This is a genomic window from Bacillus sp. FSL H8-0534 (genome assembly GCF_038005885.1).
Taxonomy (GTDB): Bacteria; Bacillota; Bacilli; order Bacillales; family Bacillaceae_G; genus Bacillus_A; species Bacillus_A pseudomycoides.
Genome location: NZ_JBBOUC010000001.1, coordinates 4,933,548 through 4,956,701, shown reverse-complemented (window position 1 = coordinate 4,956,701; position 23,154 = coordinate 4,933,548). Strand labels below are relative to the sequence as shown.

Below are 23,154 nucleotides of genomic sequence, written 5' to 3'. Positions count from 1 at the left end.
GACTTTTTAAAAATGAATTGTTCAATCTGTCTTTATTAAACAGCTCCCTATTAATACTAGTAAATTTAGTGATATAATGCTAAGTCACTTTTTTACTACTAATGATACATCATACTTATTGCTTGAATTTACTTCCCCCTTCCTTTAATGTAATATAAGCAAAAATTGTGCCAATGTTGTATCTTATGAATAGGCAACTATTCTTTATTAATACTGTCAAATAAAATATACATAAACAATGTAGTAATGTATATTTTATTTGACATAAAACTCCCCTGTCAAAAAAGAAAAAAGCCCGCTACTGACAAATCACATAAGAACAGGGTTCTTTGAATTAGTTGCACACTTTTTTTACTTTTTTGGCGAGTTATTTCATAAAACGAATAATATATTTGTGCATCCTTTTTCACTAATCATTCCACTTTTTCATACAAATCAATTGTATTTTTATATAAAAAATCATATTTATCTTGTAATGGTTCATCGTTTTAATGAAACGAGAAGTGTGCTGTCAGTTTTATTGACAGCACACTTTTCATTTTCTTAGAAATTGTAATAACATGTTCATCTTCTGTTCATAAACATCTCTTATTCTATAAAAGTGAAAGAAGGAACACTTATGCTTATTACATTTTTCACTTCGTTGGATTTTCCAATTTCTCACATCATTTGTGATCATCATTTTATATAAAGTGAAACTTCCATCAGTGGAAGTTTTTCTTTCCGCCCTACTGCTCAGGCACATGCCAGCAGTCAACTCCCTCCTATCTTCTGTGTTTTCTCAAAATCTTGATACGGGAGGTCTTACTTTCAAAAAATAGAACGATAAATTAGAGGTGAAAAAATATGCGCTCATTATATGCTAGATTTGTTATCATATCAGTTTTTATTATGCTGGTTAGTAGTATATTGGCATTTTTACTTACAAATGTATATTATCATGTTTATTTAAAACCATATAACAGCGAGAAAATTTTAAAATATGCACAAGAAGTAAAATATTTATATGAGAAAAATACAGAACAAAATAAAGATGGTTATTTACAGTCTATTTCTAACCTTGGCTTTGAAATTTACGTAGTAGACGATAAAAAACAAGGCAAGCAGTACGATGATAATTTCAAGAAAATGAATATTAGTAAAGAGACAATTGAACATGTATTAAAAGGAAATATATACAATGGAATTGCAACGTATCCTAATCGTTTATTTGCTACTGGCTTTTTTGATAATACACTTTTGAATAGTATTGGGATCCCTATCGAAAACAATGGTAAGGGTTATGCGCTATTTATTCGTCCGGATATTCAACAGCAATTTGGAGAATTACGTATTTTCTATGCTGTTTTATTAGGATTAATTATCATAATCAGTCTAATTTGTATCGCGATAGCTACCCGCTTTGTCGTTCGTCCTATTCAAAGATTTACACATGCGACAAAAGAGGTTGCATGTGGCAACTATGATTTAGTACTACCAGAAAATCGCCGAGATGAGATTGGAACGCTTGCAACTAGCTTTCGTAAAATGGCCAAAAGATTACGAAATTCAGAGCAGATGCGACAAGAATTTGTTTCGAATGTTTCACATGAATTTCAGTCACCATTATCATCTATTCAAGGATTTTCAAAAACATTACAAACTAATGATTTAACGAAATCTGAGCAGACACATTACCTAGAAATCATCGAATCAGAAAGTCGACGCATGTCCAGTTTATGCAAACAATTATTAATACTTGCATCACTTGATAAAGAAGATCTTACTTTACGTAAGCAATCTTTTGATCTTGGGAATCAAATAAAAGATACTATTTTTATGCTTGAATGGGAATGGAGAACGAAAGAACTTGCAGTTGAAATGGATGTTCCCAACATGCAAATTTACGGAGACGAAAACTTGCTCCATCAAGTATGGATGAATTTATTTACCAATAGTATCAAATTTACAGAAAGCGGCGGAACGATTGCATTTGAAGCAGAAGAGCTGGAAACAGAATGGCGCATTTCGATTACTGATATGGGTATTGGTATACCTGAAAATGAAATAAAAAAAATATTTGATCGATTTCATAAAGTCGATACTGCCCGAAACAGAAATGTAAATGGAAGTGGATTAGGTCTTTCTATTGTAAAAAAAATCATTGACCTTCATAGCGGAGCAATAACAGTGGATAGTGAACTTGGAAAAGGAACGATTTTTTCTATTTACCTTCCGAAACAACAAGAAGGGACTATTCATATGCAAAATAAAAAATAACCTGCATTCACTAAGCCTACTGAAAAAATACCTACTTTGAACAAAAAACAAAATTTTTATTAATATACAGCGATCAAAAAGAAGATAACTTCCTTTATAAAATAGGGAGTTATCTTCTTTTTCTGTAACATATTTATATATAAACTGTATCCCCGTCTTTTGTAACCTTTTGTTCATATTCCGTTCATATTTCCTCTTTATGATAAGAACATAGAATGAAACAAGGAGGAATGAACCTAATGTTTTTAGCACTTAAAGAATTAAAACAATCGAAATTACGGTACGGATTAATCGGCACAATCATGATGTTATTATCATTTCTTGTACTTATTATATCAGGTCTAGCAAATGGTTTATCTCATGCTAATGCCTCTTCTATTATCGAAATGAAAGCAGACAAGTTTATATTATCAAATGATGCAGAGGGTAAATTATTACGCTCCCAAATTAAGAAAGAGGATGTAGATAAAGTATTGGCACAGGTTGATGCAAAAGATGCGGTTCCAATGCATATTAAGGTCGCAACATTTGAAAAAGAAGGCAGTTCAAATAAAGTTGATGTTGCTATTTTTTCAAGTAAACAAGATTCATTCATTGCCCCAAAAGTTATTGAAGGAAAAAACGGTACTTTAGAAAACAATGAAATCATTGCTGATGAATCCATCAAGGAAAAAGGGATAAAGCTTGGAGATGAACTAGTAGATCCTGTTTCTCAAAAGGTTTTCAAAGTTGTCGGATTTACACAAAATCAAATGTTTAGTCATGCACCTGTTGTTCATATGAATGAAAATGTATGGGACAGCATTGCACTGCCACATCAAAAAGATTACAGTGTAATCGCCCTAAATACTGATAAAAAAATCGATAATGCAACAGTTGTTGATAAAAAAGAAGTACTGCAAAGTATTCCAGGTTATAAAGAAGAACAAGGAACATTAACGATGATTATTGCGTTTTTACTTGTAATTTCAGCATTATTAATTGGCGTTTTCTTCTATGTCATTACATTACAAAAAACACATCAATTAGGTGTATTAAAAGCAATCGGAACAAAAAACTCATATTTAGCAAATAGTTTAGTTGTACAGTCTATATTCTTATCTGGTGTTGCTCTTATAATCGGCATTGGCTTAATCTTTGCAGTACAGGCTGTTTTACCAGCTAGTATGCCGTTCTTATTAACAACAACAACAATCTTGCAATATGCAGGTATCTTTATCTTAATTAGTATATTCGGTACACTAATTTCTCTATATCAAGTATTAAAAGTAGATGCATTAGAAGCAATCGGAGGTGGCATGTAATGGTAACAGAATTAAAATGGGATACCCCATCGTCATTATTAAAGTTGGATCAAGTAAGTAAAGTATATGGAGAAGGAGATACAGAAGTAACAGCTTTGCACCCAATTACGTTAGATATAAAAGAAGGCGAATTTATAGGCATTGTTGGTCCGTCTGGTTCTGGGAAAAGTACATTGCTTTCCATCGCAGGTGCACTTTTATCCCCTTCTAAAGGAAATATTTATATTTCTGGTCAAAATATAACAAGCTTATCAGAAAAAGAGATGACCGATATTCGTTTAAGAAAAATCGGATTTATATTTCAATTTGCAAACCTCGTACCTTTCTTAACAGTGAAAGAACAACTCTTATATATCGCTAAGTTAAAGGGAGAAGATAAAAAAGAAGCTGGTAAACTTGCAGAACAATTACTGAAAACTTTTGGATTATCACATCGAATGAATCATTATCCAAATCAACTTTCAGGTGGTGAAAAACAACGTGTAGCCATTGCTCGTGCATTTATGAATAATCCAGACTTAATTTTAGCTGATGAACCTACTGCTAGTCTTGACTCAAAACGTGCTAGAGAAGTAGTTGAACGAATGAAACATGAAGTTAAGAAAAATAAAAAAGCAGCAATTATGATTACACACGATGAAAAAATGCTTGATGTATGTGATCGAATTTTAATACTTCGCGATGGAAAATTACTACGAGAAAACGAAGTATAAGAACACCTGTACAATAGCGATGACCTAAAAAAACTTTCTTATCCCCTATTTAGGGGATAAGAAAGTTTTCTTTAATTAACAGCACATTTTAATTTTTTGTTTACAGCATAATTGAATTCAAATATAATAATCCAGCGAAATTCATATGTAATATTGCGTTCATATTCTATTCATAATTCTCATGTAACATGCTTTATATAAAGCAACTGACTGTTAGAAAGGAATGATGAACGTGTTAGCATCTGCTATTACATTTATTACAGCTGCACTCATTTTTTATACAATCGGAGTATGGAGTGAAAAATTTCAAAAGACATTAAAATTTTGGCATGTCATTATTTTCTGGCTTGGACTCGTATGTGATACGATCGGGACCACATTAATGGAGAAAATGGCAGAAGCAGGATCCCTGTTCAGCTTCCATGGAATAACAGGCTTATCAGCCATTTTACTTATGCTATTCCATGCTGTTTGGGCAACAATTGTGTTAATAAAAAAAGATACAAAAATGATGACAACATTCCACACACTAAGCGTTATCGTATGGTTCATTTGGCTAATTCCATATATTTCTGGACTTATATACGGAATGACAAATAGCTTTTAAATAAAGTTTCATTACCAAAAATCAACATTGCTAAAACTACCTTAGGAGGTATATGATGAAAAAGTTATATAATGCAGCATTCACTTATTTAATTATCGGTTTATTATCAGGTATATTCGCGAGAGAATATGCAAAAGCGCAAGGAATTCAAGGTACTACTCTACTGAACCTGTTGCACACACATGTGTTAGTTCTTGGATTTTTATTCTTCTTAATTGCCTTAGCCCTATCAAAATCATTTGCATTCCATGAAGCAAAAAGTTTTAACATGTGGTTCATCGTCTATAATATAGGATTGGTTTTAACAGTTGCTTCAATGGCGGCCCGTGGACTTCTTCAAATAAATGGAACCGATTTTAATGGATTAAGTCATATGGCAGGAATGTCTCATTCTATCATCGGTGTCGGTCTTGTTTGGTTTATGATTCTATTAAAAAAATCATACAAAGGATAAAAGGAGGTAAAACATGAACTTAGCTGTTCTATCAAGTATTATTGCTCTTTGTATGGCTGTTGGAATGATGTTTCTTCGCTTAAAATCAGCAAAAAAACCTATAACACTTAAAAAAATTATACTCCCGCCAATTTTTATGAGTACGGGAGCATCCATGTACTTCTTACCAGAATTTCGATTAACAACAACAGAAATTCTAGAAGCAGTTATCGTTGGTTTATTTTTCTCTATTTTTCTTATTAAAACGTCAAAATTTGAAATACGTGGAAAAGACATCTATTTAATACCTTCTAAAGCATTTATATTTATTTTAGTCGGTTTACTTGTTGTCCGTATTGCTTTCAAATCATATTTAAGTCAATCAATTGATTTAGGACAATTAAGCGGCATGTTCTTCTTACTCGCTTTTGCGATGATCGTCTCTTGGAGAATTGGGATGTACCGTTCGTTTATGAAATTGCAGCGGGAAATGCAGTTTGTAGGCAAAAGTCTTTAATCGAAAAAGCACATTTCTAATGTTGGATGCTGTTTCTTAGCTCTTACAAAATGATTCATTATAGCTTTGAAAGAAATTTAATTTAAATTTCTTTCAAAGCTATATTTATTACTTCTTGTTCAATTTTTTAGTTCTGTATGGATAAAATGTAAAAAAGTAGCGAGATAAGCGACTAAAAAAGCAGTACCACCGCTATAAAAATGTTGGTACTGCTACATAGAGTAACAAATGTTATATTAATTAGAACGTACTTGCTAATTTAACAGCCTTTGCTTCTTCTGTTGTTAAATCAAGTCCCCTACTAGCCTTAAATGTACCATTAATCATATCTACTCCTACATATGGAAATTCTTCCTTGTATAAATCAAGCTCTACTACTGTATCATTTGGATGTGATTCTTTGTAGCTCGCTAAAAAAGCCTCGTATAATTTTACACTAACTGATTGGTTTGCCGGGCGATTGTTTGCTTTTACAAATAAAACTGTTGTCATTCTCTGTTTCTCCTGTTACTTACTCCTACGTTGTTATATATTCACTAAAAACCGCGTTATATTGCCTTTACAATATCTTTTTAAAACTATACTCCATTTCTCCACCTAGCGCTTCAGCTGTATCACCAGTTTCTCTGAAATCATGTGTATGAATTTCTTCAAACGGCTCAAAATTTACTTGTTTATAAAATTCATAACAAGGGAATCCATCATGTGCACCTTCAATATGGACAGTGCCATCTTTTTTGACCTGTACGGTTAATAGGTAGTCAACGGGAGGTGCATATACATTTAATGGATTGCTAGCACTCGCACTCATTTGAAATTTGACGTCATCAGAATTCCATACAATATCAGTGCACAAAATATTTTCTGTACTAGCTTTTCCTGTTCTTTTATTAACGGAACCATCTGAAGTTGTAACCCTTTCTGTGGTTATACCTGTATTTCCATATGTGAAAATTTCTTTTTTGTAAAAATCTACAACTACTTCTTGTTCAATTCTGGAACGCATAGCGTTTACAGCATAAGGTGTAAATTCACGTGAGTCACCTTCAAATTGGATCACATTGCCCGTTTGAATGTCCTTCTTAGGTTCAGTCCAAGACATTGGAATAAATACGCTTGCTCTAATTTTAACGATACTAGTCATGAGACACACCTCTGTAACTCTAATTTTTTTGGGTAATACAGAAAAATCTTGAGCAAAACAAATCGCAATTTCTTTCGCATATTCAATTGTTTTTTCTTTAATATTTTCTGCTTTTGATTTAAATAGTGACATTCTTCTGATTCATATTTATATCTAGATTATTATTTTAAAACTAGCGTTTATACTTTTTGGAGTAATCTTAGTATTATGGGGTATATATAGTACGAAAAAATACAAATCATTTTTAGACAAACTCACTGGAATAGGACAGTTTTTAGGCGGAATTACATGCATAATTGCTGGGATTTTATCCTTTATAATGAAATAATTTATACATAAAAGGAGACCGAACTAGAAAACAATCTAGTTGAGTCTTCTTTTTATTTTAAAATTATCTACGCAGTTTTTTCAAATATCTTTAGATAAGTGAAAATCCTTGTCTATAAAGAAACCACAATTTTCTCATCATCTACTTCATATTTTACTAAGCAATCATTTTCCATGACTAGTTCTTTGTCAACTAAGTTACCTGTGACACGATCAACTATTTTTTTATAAACTTTATTTTGTCTGTATACTTGGCCATCTACTTTTTTTGCAAAACGATGATCTTCTTCAACGATAGAATACTTATATGGAGGATACTGGGATGCCCTAATTTCTCCATAGATGTATTCTTCGTCAAGATGTAGATTGACTTGATAGGAAATATTTGAATTGTTTCTCAATTTGAGATCAATAATACCATTCATCAAAGTGGCGCCTGTTCCAAATGGAATCACACGTCCATAGTCAGGGAATGGATCGAAACTATGACGATATCTTTCCACTGTTTCCAACTCTGAATGAAGAAACATCCAGTAAAGAAGATTCCCTAACTGACAGAGACCACCGCCTATTCCCTTTATCGCTTCGCCATTCATTAGAATAATTCCTTCTCTATATCCAGCCTTTTCACTGGAATTACCAACAAGATGCCAAAATGAAAATGTTTCTCCCGGTTTAATTACAACCTGGTTTATTTTGCAGATGGCTAGCTTTAAATTGGTGATTTTGTTATACTGCAGCTGTATATCCGTATCACCTAACTTTCTAATAAGCAAAGATTTATGTTTATAAATCCTGTAAGGTAATGGATTTTGCTCAAATGTTTTTGAAAACTTATGACCTTCAAGACGGTCTCTTATTTTTTTAAACATCCTACGTTGTCTGATTCTAATAGGAATTAAAAGAGGAAACCTTTGTGTTAATAATTTTCTTGCCATTGAGAGTTGAGCTCCTTTATATATTATTCATCTATATATTGTATTCAAATTTACACCTTATTCATCATCACTAAGCAAATTGATATGTATTTCTTACTGTATTACCTTATAGTACATATAAAGGTTCTGGTGCAAAGATAAACTAAAAGAGAATATAGCGCATATATTTCTAGCGAGATCGTATTTTATGCTATAAGTCCAAACACTTGGTGGATGAACTCTTTTTGATTTTGGACAGACTGATTCTGTAAATCTACTGTTTATTGAATAATTAAAATCCCTTATTGCGATATTAGGTATTTTTCTCTGAAGATGGAACTTAATTCACTCCAAACATCAAATTTATTACCATCTAAATCATAAAAAACAAAATTCTTTCCAGTGTGTCCTCTGTTTTCAATCTCTCCAACTTTTATTTCTTTTTTAATAAAATCACTATGGATTGATTCAAGTGCATTTAAACCATTAACTTCAAATGTTAAAGAGAAGCGCTCTTCACCGCAAAAACCGTGAAAATTCAAGCTTTGATTTTCTTGGGATTTAACCAGGAAAAAACTTTGGTTTGCAAAGTTAAGAATAGCCTTGTCTTCGTCTTTATAGCCTAACTCTGCACCTAGTTTGTTTACATACCATTTTGAAGAAAGTTCTACATTGGTAACAGGAATATAAATAGTTCCAACCCTCAATAATTTATCTTTCATTCTATTTTCTCCTTTCAGTAACTTAAATAACATTAATAAATATGTTCTCTTTTTATGTACCTATTGCCTTTGTAAATTCCATAATTTTCTTTATGATGTTTCGTTAGTTCAACAAACATGCTCCATTAAATGCTCCGATTGCGGAAGATTGTTTTCCAGTTAGTTTCTTTTCATGCATTAGTGGAAAAACAACCCTTTAATAAGAAACAGGTACTTTTCTTTCATTTTTTTCACTAACTTTAGAGTCTAGCGTTTTTGTTATTATGTAGTACAAAAATGTACCAGTTAATCCTAGAATAAGAAGCAATCCCCCCATATATATGGGACGAATCCACTCTCCAACGATGATCAACAACGAAGATACAATCATTGCTCCGTAGAAAGTCAAGCCATTAAAAGCCATATAGGTGCTACGAGCGTTAGGTGGTGCAAGTTCCCCTATCATCGCCTGTTTAATAGGAACATACATCAGTTCACCAATTGTTCCAATAAACATGGCAATAAAAAGAAACAACACGCTATTTGTAAAGGCAAAAATACTAAAGCATATAGAAAAGATCATCATTCCTGTAACTAGAGTCCAGCGATCACTCCACTTTTTAAATAAGAATAATACAACACTTGATAGGAGAACTACAAGAATTGTATTCTCCGTTCGGAGAAAACCCAGCATCTTTGTGCCATCAAGCATGAAATCTATTCCAAACAATGAAGCTGAATGATGGGGTATATCTTTTTCAAGACGAATCCCAATATAGTTTGTTAAAGACTGTTCCAAGGAAAAGATCAAGATCGCTCCGAAAATATAAAACATAAACAGCTTATCTTTTAAAACGTTTGAATAGGTTTGAAACATCTCTATTGATGAGAATTTTTTCTTATAATTAGAAGACGTAGATGAAGGTTCCGGTGTATAGGTTTCTGTGATGAAGAATATAGTCATGAATACAGATAACAAAGAGATGAGTGAAATCCCAATAAATAACTCAAACAAGTGGTTTTTAAAAAGAAATGCTCCAATGATTCCTCCAATAGCAGTTGATAAATTCCCCAGCCAGTAGCTAATTGTAAATACGAGCTTTCTCGATTCGGAATTAGTAACATCAATGATCATAGCTTGTGCTGCTGGCTGAAACATTCCTCCCCAAAACATATTGATAATAAAGAATGCTACGGAAATATAAGGAAGGTTAAACCAAGGGGAATTACAAAGTGCTATAAACAGATACGAAAGCAATATACCAAGTTCAGAATAAATCATTATTTTTCTCCGACCTATTTTGTCTGAAACATGCCCCCCGATAAAACCTCCAATGACCCCACTAATCACAATTATTATAAGAATAATACCTGTTTCAGTAGCTCCAATTTTCTGAGAAAAATAGATTGCCAGAAAAGGTATAACAGCCATGGAAATAAGGCTGCCTAGAAATTGCATAGCCAGGCGAAGTTTGATGTTGGGATGTATATCTCTCAATTTCATATAAATCACTCCTTATTTATTAGAGATAGGTCCAAATAATCTCAGGGCTTGTATCGTTATATCCTTCCACATCAAGTTTGTATATTCATCAATAAACGTTAAACGCATTCCGTTTAAGATGGATAAGTACGACTCGGCAACTAATGAAGGTGATTCTTCATAAAAGTAACCCAGCCTTTGCCCTGCTTCAATAACCGGATGAATACAGTCTATAAATACATTTACAAAATCGTTTAGTTCTTTAAAAAGCTTTGGAAATCGATCAGGTCTCGCAAGAACCTGCTGAATTAGACGTAGGTATTCACTTTTCATTGAAAAGAGTTGTACATGGCAATCTATCATTTCCTTCACAACTTCAAGAGGCTCACCTTTAAAGTGTTCTTCTATCTCAATAAAATATGGTTTGATTTCCTCCAATGGCTCCAAAATCGCTGATTCATAAAGTGCTTCTTTTGAATCAAAATACGTAAATACAGTACCAAAGCTAACTCCTGCTTCTTTTGCTATTTCGGCAACTTTTGTCTCTGCAAAACCATTCTCACTATATAATTTAATTGCGGCGTTTAGGATAGTAGATCTTTTTCTTTTCTTTTTTTCATCATTAGTAAGTCTAGGTTCCATTTAGATGCTCCTTTCATAATAAATGATTGATTAATCAATCGAATTTTATTGTAATTTGTTTCCATTGTCAATATGATGAAGGAATTTATTTTCATATTTTTACATTTAGTTATATTCGAACTTCGCAAACCAATAAATTTAGCTCAAAAGTCGTTATTCTATTAAATGGCCCTTTAACAGAACAACTCTATGTCACTCAATAATTCCTTAATCCACCTTTTATTCAGATGTTCTTTTTCTTTTAGTCATAAAAACACCCCTTTAGATAAAAATATCCAAAAGGGTAAAGCTTCGCATCTTTTTTATAAACATCGCGACTTTATTTCAAATCAACATCATATAATATCTTTTATTGTAAATCTTTGAACTCCTACAAAAGTAAATATAATAACAAATAAGCAACTTAACACATAAAAGCTACTAAATTGAAAGAAAGTCTGCAAGCCTTCTAGATGAATAGGGTCCATTGCTAATCCTGGTTGCGAAAATGGCCATATATACCCGATATTTAAGTAATGAAATATCATTCCTATACATGTAAAACCAAAACTCATTCCAACTGGAACAGCAAAACTTTTTATAGAAGATGAGAGAAATAATTGTACTGCAGCAATTGAAAATGTACCAATCCATCCATTGAATGACCAATTTAATAATGAAATCCAAGGAATAGGACTTGTAATACCTAGTAGCTTACCAATTACAATATAAGCAATTAAAAAAAATACTTGTGTCAATAAAGTTAACATAAAGATTACTAATAACTTTGCCATGTACACATATTGAAACGGAATTGGTAAAGAGATGATTTTTTTCCAATTTCCCTCGCTATGTTCAAAGCGGCATACAAATGCACAATAAATACTTACTACGACAGGAAATAAAAATAATCCATAAATTAATCCAACTTGTGTCCAAGCTTTCTCCCACTCATTTGTTGAGACTTTCATTAAGACATCATAGTTTACTTGAAAATTTATGAGTCCAAGCGCAATACAAATAAGCGGAATGAATGTCATTACAATCCATATTTTTGAACGTTTTAATTTTAATAATTCGCATCGAAATGAGCTTAATAACATATCTGCATCCTCCTAATGAATATCTTTGTGCGCAAAATGAACAGTGCTAAGAACGATAAATAATAAACTAACTCCTAAACTTAACAAAAGATTCATCATGACTCCTTCATTTGGGAAATACACTATTTTCCCATTGGAAAAAGCCCAAGAAATTGGATTTGTCAGAGATGAATATGTCCAAATTATCCATGTTTTCCAAGGAAACATCTGCCCGCAATACCCAAGAAATGAGCCGATTACACCTGCCGTTAAAGAAAATACTTGATTTTTCACTACCAAAGATATCCAGAGTTGCAAAATAACCATAGGAATACATCCTATAATGGTAAAACAACCATATTTCAGTAATAATATCACCGGAATTCCACCATCAAAATTAAAGATTTTTCCCATTAATATAATTACAGAAATAGAAATTACACCTGCGTATACAAGAAAAAAGAGGCTAAAGATAATTTTGGTTATATATACTAGCTTCCTAGATGTGGGAATTGCACACAATAGCTTCCAGGTGTTCCCCTTATTTTCAAAATCAATTATTCGAGATGTAATTGTCGCAATCATTATAGGTAAAAATAATGCATTTATCATACTTACTCTTGAAAGAAGCGACTCCCAATTTAGAAATTCCTTTTTGTCTTGTGACACAATAGCAAATAACCAAAGTAATGCTAAAGACTGTATCAAAAATACTACTAAAAATAATTTCTTTCTTTTTAATTTCAATAATTCACTTCTTAAGGCAGCAATCATTATAAAACACCACCTTTTTCTGTTAGGCTTAGAAATATTTCTTCCAACGTATGCTTCTCTTCTTCAATTCGATACACTGATAAATTCTGCTGTACTAATAAATGATTTATGTGAGAAATAAGGTGATCTTCTTGTTGATGCGTAACTAGACAATTACCTTCAATTCTAAGATGAATTTGATGCTGTTCTAAAATTTGATGAGCCTTCACTACATCATTTACGCGTATTTTCATTGATGCCTGACTTTTTTTGCGTAACACTTCAATTTTATCTTGAAAAATAAGCTGTCCACTATTAATAATGCCCACTTGTGTTGCAATTTGATCCATCTCATTTAACAAATGACTAGAAATAACAACTGTCATATCATATTGCTTTGGCAGTTGTTTGATGAGTTCACGAATTTCTTGAATCCCGGCAGGGTCTAATCCGTTTGTGGGTTCATCTAAAATTAACAATTTTGGATTTCCAAGTAGTGCCATTGCTATGCCAAGGCGTTGCTTCATTCCAAGTGAGTATTGTTTAACTAGTTTATCTTTTTGTTTCTCTAATCGAACGATACACAATACCTCATCAATATTCTTTTTTGGTACTTGTAACATTTGCCGAATTACTTCTAGGTTTTCATGACCTGTTAAATGTCCATAATAAGATGGCGATTCAACAAGAGAGCCAACCTCTCTTAAAATATCTATTCGATTTGTTTTTAAATCTCGATTGAATACTTTAATATTACCTGTAGTCGGTTTTATTAATCCCAGTAACATTCTAATTGTCGTTGTTTTCCCAGCCCCATTTGGGCCTAGAAATCCATAGATTTCACCTTTACCGACTTTCATTTGTAATTGACTCACACTATTTACAGCTCCATATGTCTTTGTCAAATCTTCTGTCTCAACGATATATGTTCCCATTATTGGCACCTCTTTTTCTTGATTAAGCTATCATTTATTATGAAAGTTCTTGCTTAATCTTGAATTGAGCTGACCTTAAGTTTAGCTTAATTTTCTAACGGAAGCTGAAATATAATTTTTGTACCGTTTCCTTTGCTGCTTTCAACTATAATTTCTCCACCGTGAGCCACGATGATTTCTCTTACAATCGCCATTCCTAAACCTGAACCACTTTTTGGATCTGTATTTGTACCACGGAAATATCGATCAAAAATGTGTGGTAAATCATTTTTATTTATTCCGTCACCATTGTCTTCAATCGTAAATACGGTATATCCAGATGTTTATTTTATGCGAACTTGTATTAATGTTTCAACATCAGTATGAATAAGCGCATTATTCAATAAATTTACTATCACACGTTGAATTAATCCCTGATCTGCTTTTATAATTAGTTCCTTCTTAAGACATTCAAACTCAATTAATCGATTCTCATAATGAGGCATATTCATAAATTCAATAATCGTTTCTCGGGTGAGATTCACAATATCTACTGTATTTTTATGGATAGGTAACAACGCATTCTTCAATTGATATGTAAGTTTTAAATCATTAATCAATTTTTCAATATAAATTGATTTATTTTGAATGACTTCTGCATATTGGTACATTTCTTGCATATTGATTTTATACTTGCGATTCCCTATAATTTCACTATAACCTTTAATAGAAGAAAGTGGTGTCTTTAAATCATGAGAGATATTTATAATCCATTCTGCTCGCATCGTATCTAGCCTTTTTCTTTGGAGATTAATATCCTTTAGTTGATGCGATAACTGATTCAAAGTTATATATACCTCTGCATATATTCCTTTTTCTTCCGGTACTTGTTCATATTGTCCTTGTTTTAACTTATTAATATGTTCAATTATCGTGACAACAGGTTTTGACATATACCTTGCCACAATGTAAGCAAATAATAAAATACAAACTACTGTTACTCCTATTAACATTAAAATTCCATATGGATAGAAGCTAGATAAATTATTGAAGTTCAAATAGACAGATTTTCGCAATGCTTGGTTTGACGGAAAAGCGACAATATAACTTTCTACTTGTGTACTTTTATCTAATTTACCCACAAACGTTGTATACCCCCCAATATCGTACTTATAGCGTAAAATCAAATCACTAGGGGTATAATGAGTTGGTGTATTTTTAGGCTTATACATTTGAAATACTTCATCACTATTACGATTTAATACTTGTAACCATGCTCCATGTTCTTGCAAAAAAATTTTCCCTTTATTTGTTATAGAAATACTTCCATTTTCTACTGTGATTTCTTTTTGAAAAGCTAATACTGAGCCCTCTGGATCGTCCATTCCCTCACGGTTATAAGTAAATACTAAATAACTAAAAGCAAAAAATTGAACGATTAGGATAAACATAATTAATCCTATTAATGAGGTAATATATAGTCTCGTGACCTTCCACTTCATCTTGCATCACCTTTTGTATTAAGTTTATATCCGAGTCCCCTTACTGTTACAAGGTAATGAGGGTTGGAAGGATTATCCTCTATTTTTTCTCTTAAATGTCTCATATGCACCATCATAATATTGTCATTACCCAGATATGTTTCTCCCCAGACAGCTTCATATAAGCGGGCCTTACTAAAAATTTGATTTGGGTTTTTTATTAAAAATAGTAATATATTAAATTCTTTTGCTGTTAAAGATAGTAATGTATCACCCTTTAACACTGTTCCTTGTGCCTCATCTATCGTAATGTCTCCAAACTGATACATAATCCGAGCCTTTTCTTGATATTGATTGCGTCGAAAAAATGCTTTTATCTTATATGCTACTTCTTTCGGACTAAAAGGCTTTGTAATGTAATCATCGCCACCTATACTTAATCCAAGTATTTTATCTAAATCTTCATTTTTCGCCGATAAGAAAAATATTGGAACGAATGTAAACTGTCGAATTTGCTGACAAACACTATATCCATCTAAATCTGGAAGCATAATATCTAACATGATAAGATCTGGCTGTACTCGCTTACACATGCGTATTCCTTCTGCTCCTGTTGTATAAGTATAAATATGTTGAAACCCCTCTTTCTTTAAAACTGTTTCTAACAAATTTAAAATCTCTTTTTCATCATCTACTATAAGGATTTTTTTTGTATAAACATCTGGAATATTATGTATCATCTATTGCACCTCAATATCTTTCTATATAGTTTAAAATTAAATAGTGAACAGTATTACCTTAATTATTAATGTATCATTTCCATTCTACAGTAAAATAGTAATTTAAAAGTTTTCTTACTGATTTTAGAGGAGGATTATCATTTTTTCGATATGATTGCTTTTATTATGAAAATTTTAAGTTAAACATGGGTCACCTAATACAACACAATTTATAAGAAGTGATCATTTGTTTATGCAACATAATTTACAAGAGAGGAGGCAAATACATGGATGTGGCAAAACAGTTTTCTTCCTGTCTAAAACAGGAGAAAAAAAGTGAGCACACGGTTCTGTTGCAAAGTTACCCAAAACATAGAGAATCTAGAGTTGCATCGTTAAATGGTTATGCAACCATTAATAATTCCTGTAATTCGTTATACACCGAAAAGGCGGAGCCTATTTGAAGACTTCGCCTTTGTTTGTATAGGGCATGAATGGTTTCAATGCCTTTTATTGTACGAGAAGCATGCCGGAGAGTTTGAAATCCCGATGACCTAGCAAAACGACGTTTCACATGTCGGTGGTCTTGTTCTATACGATTATTCATATGTTTAACGGTACAATTAACGGTGCTTTTGTAAAATCCTTTCTCCTTTAACTTTTTAAATGCATAAAGTAACGCTGGCGCAATAAATTTTGACTATATATTTAGTCAAAATTTATTGCGCCCATTCTAAATACCTATTTATCTCTTTGTTTCCAAACACCGTTTCTTTTATAATATACATGATTCTCATTCATAAAATTAGCGGTATTACTAGGAATGGCAAACTTCTTATTTGTGCTTTTTCTCTTTTTCCTTTTCTTTTTTCTTTTCTCTTCTTTAATAGTTTGTAAATCTGCTTTCCACTGTTTTAAAAGTTTTTTTCCCTCCATAGCTTCACAAATTACCCCTTCAAAAAACCAATTATTAACTTTATTACTGATAAATTCTTTATTTTCATTGGAATTCCTTTTTATTTATTCATTTATTTATTTATATTAATTTATCTTTTTAAGTTAAAGAGAAAATCGTTAAATAATTCCTCTTTTATAAAATATTAGAGGTAACATGTTGGAAGCCCTAAAGGATTCTTTCTATAAAAAATATATGAATTTTATGATTTATAATTACTAAATTTTTCTTATTTAGGCACGATATAATTAGAAAGTGAATAAATAAATTTAAGGTGTAGTTGCTATGAAACAATTAGCAAAGTATCTTTATTGGATCTAAAATAAAAATTTCACAGCAATTACCTGGAATTTAATTGTAATTCGATATTTTAAGGGGTTTGAAAGTAAACTAATATTGAAAAGTTTACTTTCATGAATGATAAAAAAGGTCTAATTATTTAAGGTTAATTTAAGGTGGATTTTATAGGTATTTTCAGTTTATATATTATAATTATGATATTAAGTTATATTTATAGAGTTGTTACAAAGTGAACATCCTTTTCCTGAAGTTGTTCTACTAACTGTAATAGCTGAATGGTATTTCGCCCTAAACGATCCATTCTAGTTACGACCAAAGTATCCCCAATAGTTAGTTTTGACAGTATAGGGGATACGGCAACGATTCCTTCTTTTTGGAGCCACTCACAAATTTATAACAAGAGGGAATTCAAGTAGTTATTTAACTACTCAGGGTCCCGCCAACCAAATGACATAAAACCCACGCTAAGACATTTTATGGAAGATAAAAAACCGACTTTCCTACGTTAAGGAGAAAATCATTCATTTTATAAGTATCTAGATAAAGAAAGAGAACATAAATTTAAATTATATTCTCTTTCTCTCTTATTCATATAGGAAATATTCGATTAAATCCAACCTAGCTACCTTGTTAACTAAAAGAAAGCTAACTATAATGCTAATAAATATTGGATATCCTAATTAAATATAAAGCATATACAGTAAAACATCACATTCTTATTACTTTTTTTCAGGAAGAACAATTCCTTTATATAATTGAACTGTAATAAGGTAATAGATCGAATAGATAACTACGAAAATCAAGATTGGTAACCAAATACGGAAATATGGGTCAATTAAGATGAAACCAAAAATCTTCATACCCAATAATACATGAATTATACCTACTATCCCTGGAAATAAAAACACTAAAAATAACTCTTTATAAATGGATTTTGCTAATAATTCATGACGGACTCCAATTTTACGAAGCATTTCATAGCGTACAATATCTTTTGATGCACCAGAAAGAATCTTAAACATTAAGCAGCTTGCCATCATCGCAAGGAAAGCAATACCTAAGAAGAAACCCATAAATACTGTTCCGCTGGCACTGGCGTAAATCCCAGTATATATTTGATATTTACTGAAGATATCTTCAGCTGTGACATTTTTATATTTAACTAGCTGCAACCCGTCAATTTTTTTCCATTTATCTAAATATGTTACAAAATCCTCAGTTTTTCCAATTACAACAATGTTTTCTTTTTCTTGTATGCCATCGTACATTTTTTGATCTACTATTTTTTTTACTTTTTCCATGTAATTTAAATAGGTTGGTTGAAGAGAGCGTAAAGCGTCATCCCACTCTTCTGGGATAATATTTGTATTCTCCATATTCTCCTCACCATATTTTGAAATTGCTCCTACAGGAAGATTTTCAGAAACTCGTTTTACTTTCCCTCTATCCTTTTTTTCTATTCCAGCTTGCACAAGTGGACGGTTTTTCTCTAGATCTTCTTTCAAGTAGTAAACATATTTATCATCTACTTTATAGTGATATTCATTCTTTTCTTTAAATGTAATACCATCTAAAATATTCTTTTCTTCTGCTGTTGGATTATGAATGACTGTATCGTATATTTCAAGTTGATCCGTCGATTGAATTACGTTATTTTTAAAAGCCATCCCACCTGAAATCGCCCCCGCACCAAGTGCTACTAACATTGCTACTGTTGCGAGTACCTTTGTTAAACTATTAATACGAAAGTTTAATTGAGCAAATGTAAAAGCATTAAGACCTTTCTCACTACGCTTTTTATTACTCTTTAATTTTTTAATAATAAGCGGAAGGACAGAAGTAAATAACATATACGTTCCTGCTGTAGTTGTAAGCATCGCAATCATAGGCCCCTGTTCTTTTAACTTATTCATATAAATCATCGAAGCATATCCAATTCCTAATAAAATAATGGCTAAAAATGAAACAATCCCAGTCCACTTACCTTTAATCATTGTACGTTCTGCTGAAGCATCTGCATGTACAAGTTGCAGAACGGAGATGCGTGATAATTTCACACTATTCATAATGGCAGATAACACAAATAATACCAAGAAGAACATACAAGTAACTAACATAGATGGTACATAAAACCCTTGGTAACCACTCGCAGTAAAATCCAGTTGCTTCATGAGGAGTTTACCCATCCCTTGTGAAAGCCCTATTCCTACTGTAATTCCAATTACTAAGGATACTGCCCCAATAATAATCGTTTCCAGAAACATAAGTAATGTAACCTTATGTTTTTTTGCACCTAACATCATATACATCCCAAATTCTTTTTGGCGAAGAGACATCAAAAAAGAATTTGCATATAGAACATAGAAGAATGTAATGATTGCTAATAGAGCTGAACCTGTTTGAAAAACAGGCGCAATTGACCGAATAGTAGTATTTGCTTCAACAAATGCTTTATTTAATGCTAGCGTTTGAAACATGTAAAAAATTGAAATTGACATAACAAGACCAACTAGTAAGACAATATAATCTTTTAGCTTACTTTTTAGTCCTGATATAGAAAGTTTAAATATCATGGTGGGTGTCCTTTCTTATCCTTTTTGTGTACCTAAATCCGCAAGTACATCTAAAATTTCTTTATAGAACACTTCACGCGTACCACTACGATGAATTTCTTTATATAACTCACCATCTTGAATGAACAAAATGCGCTGGCAATAACTTGCACTATATGGATCATGAGTAACCATCATAATCGAAACATCTTGTTTTTCATTTAAATTTTTCATTGCTTCTAAAAGGCTTGTTGCATTTTTTGAATCCAGTGCCCCTGTTGGCTCGTCCCCTAAAATAATTGCTGGTTCATGTACAAGCGCGCGTGCTGCCGCGGAACGTTGTTTTTGTCCACCAGATACCTCAGATGGATATTTTTGAAGTATTTCCGAAATCCCTAACATATTGGCTACTTTCTTTACTTTTGGACCAATCTTACGCGATGGGACTCCTTGAAGTGAAAGTGGAAGTGCAATATTTTCATAAATAGATAGATTCTCTAATAAATTGAAATCTTGAAAGATAAATCCTAATTTTTGAGAGCGAAAATCTGAAAGCTCTCCTTGCTTCATTTTAGTGATATCGATACCAGCAATTTCAACAATGCCGCCAGTTGCTACATCTAATGTTGAAATTACATTTAATAATGTTGTTTTTCCTGAACCAGACGGTCCCATGATTCCAACAAATTCTCCCTCTTGAATCGAGAACGATACATCTCTTAAAGCGTGTGACTGATTTTCACCTTTTTTACCGTACACTTTTTGAACATTTTTTACATTTACAACTGAGTTGTTCATAATATTCTCCTACCTTTGTTTTTAACTCGATAAATTCATTATTTATTTTTTTAGTTTTTCTTTTGCTTTCTCAGGAACTTCTTTTTCCTGCACTTTCTCAAATTCGTAAACATACTTTCCTTTTACATGAACCTTTAAATAAGAATCTGGATAATCATCCTTACCAGAAACCCCTACTTTAATGGTATTTTCATCGCCTGATTCATCAACTCCGTTTAACATGTAAAAATATCTCTTACCATCAGGTTTTGCTTCCCCTTTTGTAAGGACGTACACATCTTTTTCTTTCACTAATGGATTAAATCTATCTATTGTTTCTCCTCCCATATAAGTTAATAATCCACCTCCTACAACAACTAATCCTGACACTGCAATCCATGCTTTTTTCATCTATCTTTTCCGCCTTTCTTTTCCTATTTAATTAGATGTCATCTCATTCATTCTTTGGGATTTTAATGAGAATGAATATGCTTTCTAACACATTTCTAAGTATAGAGAGTGTTTCTTAATAAATACTGAGGGGGTTTCTTAACTTTTTCTTAACAAAAGCTTTAAACTTTAATCATTCAATAATTTTTCAATCTAATAAAAAAGAACTCTTTTGCAAGAGTTCTTTTTTATCCTGTTAACACACGGCACATTTTCAGTTTGTATCATTTCATTACACCTAGAAACAATTTATATAATATTATTACTTTTTTGCCTCAATGGGAAGTGAAATAATAAAGCGCACAATACCGTCTTCATATTCTGCCCGAATGTCTCCGCTTTGCAAATCAACAATACTTTTTGCAATGGCAAGTCCAAGTCCAGATCCTTCTGAGACTCTGCTTCTTGATTGATCCTTTTTATAAAAACGTTCAAATAAATTCTTCAATTCTTGTCTTGTAAATTCTTCGCTTTGATTTGCCACAGAAATTTGAATGCTATCTTGCTGTCTTTGAAGAGAAATTTTAATTTCTCCTTCATCTTTACTGTATTTAATCGCATTCATTAATAAATTATCAAACACACGCACGATTTTCTCCGAATCAAGTTCAGCATATATGCGTTCATCAGGAAATTCCTTCACAAATGAAAGACCATGTTCCTCTGCTTGTGGTACTAATTCTTCAATTAATTGATCGAGCATTTCATTGATGCATACTTCTTGTTTTTCTAACACAACCTTTTGGTTTGTTAATTTTGTGTACTCAAATAAATCTTCTATTAAGTTTTTAAGCTGTTCCGATTTTGAAAAAGCAACCTTTATATACTCATCATATTGTTCTCTATTATCATATTTCGCATCGCGTAATAAACGTAAATATCCCATAATAAATGTAAGTGGTGTTCGTAAATCATGCGAGACATTTGTAATCAATTCATTTTTCTGTCTTTCAATTTCTCTTTCTTTTTCAATATTCACCATTATCTCTTCTGCCATTTGATTAATATTTTTTGTTAGTAAAGCCATCTCATCTTGCCCTTTCTCTTCAATTCGATATGCTAAGTTTCCTTTTGCTATCTCATTTACTCCTTGCGCCATCGCTTCAATTTGCTTCATTTTTCTCTTTGTAATATAAAAGAAAGAAAAGATAAACACGATAATTCCAATAAAGGAAGGGAGAATTCCCTCTTCTGTTTCATATGTGATATCTCCTTCTGGAATCCCACTTACAAACATATACAAGTTTTTCCCTTCAATTGTAACTGGATAAAAAGTAATGAATTCTTTACGTGATCCCATGATTATTTCTGAATCCTTATTGTAAATTGGTCGATTCATCGCAAAGTGCATCACATTGCTAATGGTACTATGCAAATTAATTTCTACTTCCGGCGCCTGTTTTGTTTTATATAAAACCTTTCCTGTTTCATCCGTAACCAATACTTTTAAAGCCTTTTGCTCTTTTTTATCTTCACTCTCAATCATCTCTTGCAAAGATGCTACCTTATTTTCACTTACTGCTTTTTCCGCCGTTTCCTTCGCTTGACGATTAATTTGTAACATACTAAAACTATAATCAACATAAGCCCTTTGATTCATATCTTCAGCGAATGGCGCCACAGCTCTTGATACGAAGAAACCAAGTAATGCACAAAGAAAGAATGTTGTAATAAGCTGTATTCTAATACTTCCTAGAATATGATTGCCTAATTTTTTTACTAAGCTTACTATTTTATTATTAAGATAATAGAATGGTTTAAAGATCTTTTTCAATTTTATAACCTACTCCCCAAACTGTTTTAATATAACAAGGTTTCCTTGGATTCTCTTCTATCTTTTCACGTATTTTCCGAATATGTACCATCACAGTATTATCAGATTGGAAAGACTGTTCTTTCCACACTCTTTCATAAATTTGTTCAGCGCTCAGTACCATTCCTTGATTTCGAGCTAATAACTCTAGCACCAAGAATTCCCTCGGTGTTAATTTCACTACTTGGTTCGCAACGATAACCTCATATGTCGCTACATTAATCTTTATGTGGGGTCTGTGTAGCAATGGAACCAAATCACGTAATAAGTATTAGCGGACATTATTTGTGCATATAAAAAGGAAGACTTTCAAAATGAGAAAGTCTTCCTTA

General features: G+C 32.1%; 21 protein-coding genes and 5 pseudogenes. 7 read left to right on the top strand and 19 right to left on the bottom strand.

The annotated features are described in order from the left end of the window. The first annotated feature begins 846 nt into the window (after positions 1 to 846). From MHH71_RS25400 to MHH71_RS25375, 6 genes are all read left to right on the top strand, one after another. Complete coding sequence (locus tag MHH71_RS25400; RefSeq protein ID WP_033799445.1) at positions 847 to 2,259, top strand: sensor histidine kinase; 1,413 nt, start codon at positions 847 to 849, stop codon at positions 2,257 to 2,259. A gap of 239 nt (positions 2,260 to 2,498) precedes the next feature. Next, positions 2,499 to 3,563 carry an ABC transporter permease gene (locus MHH71_RS25395; RefSeq protein WP_018765199.1) on the top strand — a complete coding sequence of 355 codons (1,065 nt, stop codon included), beginning with the start codon at positions 2,499 to 2,501 and terminating at the stop codon, positions 3,561 to 3,563. After that, positions 3,563 to 4,276 (top strand): ABC transporter ATP-binding protein, encoded by a 714-nt coding sequence (locus MHH71_RS25390; protein WP_003199354.1) that lies wholly within the window; start codon positions 3,563 to 3,565, stop codon positions 4,274 to 4,276. The genes MHH71_RS25395 and MHH71_RS25390 overlap by 1 nt, the downstream gene beginning before the upstream one ends. Before the next feature lie 232 nt (positions 4,277 to 4,508). Continuing rightward, positions 4,509 to 4,883 carry an HsmA family protein gene (locus MHH71_RS25385; protein ID WP_018782224.1) on the top strand — a complete coding sequence of 125 codons (375 nt, stop codon included), beginning with the start codon at positions 4,509 to 4,511 and terminating at the stop codon, positions 4,881 to 4,883. 55 nt (positions 4,884 to 4,938) lie between these two features. After that, positions 4,939 to 5,337 carry a DUF2871 domain-containing protein gene (locus MHH71_RS25380; RefSeq protein ID WP_018782225.1) on the top strand — a complete coding sequence of 133 codons (399 nt, stop codon included), beginning with the start codon at positions 4,939 to 4,941 and terminating at the stop codon, positions 5,335 to 5,337. 13 nt (positions 5,338 to 5,350) lie between these two features. Then, positions 5,351 to 5,833, top strand: a complete 483-nt coding sequence (locus MHH71_RS25375) for a CcdC family protein (protein WP_003199351.1) — start codon at positions 5,351 to 5,353, stop codon at positions 5,831 to 5,833. A 243-nt stretch (positions 5,834 to 6,076) separates the two neighbouring features. Here the strand turns inward: MHH71_RS25375 and MHH71_RS25370 are convergent. From MHH71_RS25370 to MHH71_RS25320, 11 genes and pseudogenes are all read right to left on the bottom strand, one after another. Beyond that, a pseudogene (locus MHH71_RS25370) lies at positions 6,077 to 6,325 on the bottom strand (NAD(P)H-dependent oxidoreductase); the annotation flags it as partial. Between the two features lie 67 nt (positions 6,326 to 6,392). After that, a complete protein-coding gene (locus tag MHH71_RS25365; RefSeq protein ID WP_033799794.1) occupies positions 6,393 to 6,977 on the bottom strand; it encodes a DUF3238 domain-containing protein in 585 nt (194 codons plus the stop codon). Positions 6,978 to 7,417: 440 nt separating this feature from the next. Continuing rightward, positions 7,418 to 8,242, bottom strand: a complete 825-nt coding sequence (locus MHH71_RS25360) for a VanW family protein (protein WP_018782230.1) — start codon at positions 8,240 to 8,242, stop codon at positions 7,418 to 7,420. 281 nt (positions 8,243 to 8,523) lie between these two features. Further along, positions 8,524 to 8,943, bottom strand: a complete 420-nt coding sequence (locus MHH71_RS25355; RefSeq protein WP_033799446.1) for a VOC family protein — start codon at positions 8,941 to 8,943, stop codon at positions 8,524 to 8,526. Positions 8,944 to 9,139: 196 nt separating this feature from the next. Further along, positions 9,140 to 10,426 (bottom strand): MFS transporter, encoded by a 1,287-nt coding sequence (locus tag MHH71_RS25350; RefSeq protein WP_006097322.1) that lies wholly within the window; start codon positions 10,424 to 10,426, stop codon positions 9,140 to 9,142. A gap of 12 nt (positions 10,427 to 10,438) precedes the next feature. Then, positions 10,439 to 11,047, bottom strand: a complete 609-nt coding sequence (locus tag MHH71_RS25345; protein WP_003199336.1) for a TetR/AcrR family transcriptional regulator — start codon at positions 11,045 to 11,047, stop codon at positions 10,439 to 10,441. Positions 11,048 to 11,382: 335 nt separating this feature from the next. Then, positions 11,383 to 12,129, bottom strand: coding sequence for an ABC transporter permease (locus tag MHH71_RS25340; protein ID WP_006097323.1), 747 nt, complete (start codon positions 12,127 to 12,129; stop codon positions 11,383 to 11,385). Positions 12,130 to 12,141: 12 nt separating this feature from the next. Further along, on the bottom strand, positions 12,142 to 12,882 hold the full coding sequence (locus MHH71_RS25335; protein WP_003199332.1) for an ABC transporter permease: 741 nt from the start codon (positions 12,880 to 12,882) through the stop codon (positions 12,142 to 12,144). Then, positions 12,882 to 13,796 (bottom strand): ABC transporter ATP-binding protein, encoded by a 915-nt coding sequence (locus MHH71_RS25330; RefSeq protein ID WP_006097324.1) that lies wholly within the window; start codon positions 13,794 to 13,796, stop codon positions 12,882 to 12,884. Before MHH71_RS25330 ends, MHH71_RS25335 begins: the two co-directional genes overlap by 1 nt. 86 nt (positions 13,797 to 13,882) lie before the next feature. Next, positions 13,883 to 15,277 (bottom strand): annotated as a pseudogene (locus MHH71_RS25325) (sensor histidine kinase). Then, the gene (locus MHH71_RS25320) at positions 15,274 to 15,996 is read right to left on the bottom strand and encodes a response regulator transcription factor (protein ID WP_006097326.1); all 723 of its coding nucleotides are present in this window, start codon (positions 15,994 to 15,996) and stop codon (positions 15,274 to 15,276) included. Before MHH71_RS25320 ends, MHH71_RS25325 begins: the two are co-directional and overlap by 4 nt. 266 nt (positions 15,997 to 16,262) lie before the next feature. On the opposite strand from MHH71_RS25320, the gene MHH71_RS25315 reads away from it, so the two are divergent. Next, the gene (locus tag MHH71_RS25315) at positions 16,263 to 16,439 is read left to right on the top strand and encodes a hypothetical protein (RefSeq protein ID WP_157753643.1); all 177 of its coding nucleotides are present in this window, start codon (positions 16,263 to 16,265) and stop codon (positions 16,437 to 16,439) included. On the opposite strand, the pseudogene MHH71_RS25310 reads toward MHH71_RS25315, so the two are convergent. The 8 genes and pseudogenes from MHH71_RS25310 to MHH71_RS25275 form a co-directional block, all read right to left on the bottom strand. Further along, positions 16,379 to 16,663: pseudogene (locus tag MHH71_RS25310) on the bottom strand (DDE-type integrase/transposase/recombinase); the annotation flags it as partial. The gene MHH71_RS25315 and the pseudogene MHH71_RS25310 overlap by 61 nt on opposite strands. 53 nt (positions 16,664 to 16,716) lie before the next feature. Beyond that, on the bottom strand, positions 16,717 to 16,911 hold the full coding sequence (locus MHH71_RS25305; protein ID WP_003199325.1) for a hypothetical protein: 195 nt from the start codon (positions 16,909 to 16,911) through the stop codon (positions 16,717 to 16,719). A gap of 545 nt (positions 16,912 to 17,456) precedes the next feature. Then, positions 17,457 to 17,576, bottom strand: a pseudogene (locus MHH71_RS25300) (recombinase family protein); the annotation flags it as partial. Positions 17,577 to 17,949: 373 nt separating this feature from the next. Then, the gene (locus MHH71_RS25295) at positions 17,950 to 19,803 is read right to left on the bottom strand and encodes an FtsX-like permease family protein (RefSeq protein WP_006097327.1); all 1,854 of its coding nucleotides are present in this window, start codon (positions 19,801 to 19,803) and stop codon (positions 17,950 to 17,952) included. 15 nt (positions 19,804 to 19,818) lie between these two features. Beyond that, positions 19,819 to 20,580 carry an ABC transporter ATP-binding protein gene (locus MHH71_RS25290; protein WP_006097328.1) on the bottom strand — a complete coding sequence of 254 codons (762 nt, stop codon included), beginning with the start codon at positions 20,578 to 20,580 and terminating at the stop codon, positions 19,819 to 19,821. Positions 20,581 to 20,622: 42 nt separating this feature from the next. After that, a complete protein-coding gene (locus MHH71_RS25285) occupies positions 20,623 to 20,970 on the bottom strand; it encodes a YxeA family protein (protein ID WP_006097329.1) in 348 nt (115 codons plus the stop codon). A gap of 301 nt (positions 20,971 to 21,271) precedes the next feature. After that, positions 21,272 to 22,783 carry a sensor histidine kinase gene (locus MHH71_RS25280; RefSeq protein WP_033799447.1) on the bottom strand — a complete coding sequence of 504 codons (1,512 nt, stop codon included), beginning with the start codon at positions 22,781 to 22,783 and terminating at the stop codon, positions 21,272 to 21,274. Beyond that, positions 22,767 to 23,051 (bottom strand): annotated as a pseudogene (locus MHH71_RS25275) (winged helix-turn-helix domain-containing protein); the annotation flags it as partial. The gene MHH71_RS25280 and the pseudogene MHH71_RS25275, both read right to left, overlap by 17 nt. Positions 23,052 to 23,154: the final 103 nt, after the last annotated feature.